This window comes from Shewanella sp. AS1, assembly GCF_021412565.1.
Taxonomy (GTDB): domain Bacteria; phylum Pseudomonadota; class Gammaproteobacteria; order Enterobacterales; family Shewanellaceae; genus Shewanella.
This window is the reverse complement of sequence record NZ_JAKCLJ010000150.1, coordinates 1-272: the sequence shown is the minus strand read 5'-3', so window position 1 is coordinate 272 and position 272 is coordinate 1. Positions and strand designations below refer to the sequence as shown.

1 rRNA gene is annotated in these 272 nt (G+C 53.3%); it reads right to left on the bottom strand.

Annotation, left to right across the window (positions count from 1 at the left end):
- Nucleotides 1-272: ribosomal RNA gene (locus LZP69_RS16455) — 16S ribosomal RNA — on the bottom strand; the annotation flags it as partial.

The following is a 272-nucleotide window of genomic DNA, read 5'->3' as shown; positions in this document are numbered from 1 at the left end:
AAGTTCCCGGCATTACCCGCTGGCAAGTAAGGATAAGGGTTGCGCTCGTTGCGGGACTTAACCCAACATTTCACAACACGAGCTGACGACAGCCATGCAGCACCTGTCTCTCAGTTCCCGAAGGCACCAATCCATCTCTGGAAAGTTCTGAGGATGTCAAGAGTAGGTAAGGTTCTTCGCGTTGCATCGAATTAAACCACATGCTCCACCGCTTGTGCGGGCCCCCGTCAATTCATTTGAGTTTTAACCTTGCGGCCGTACTCCCCAGGCGG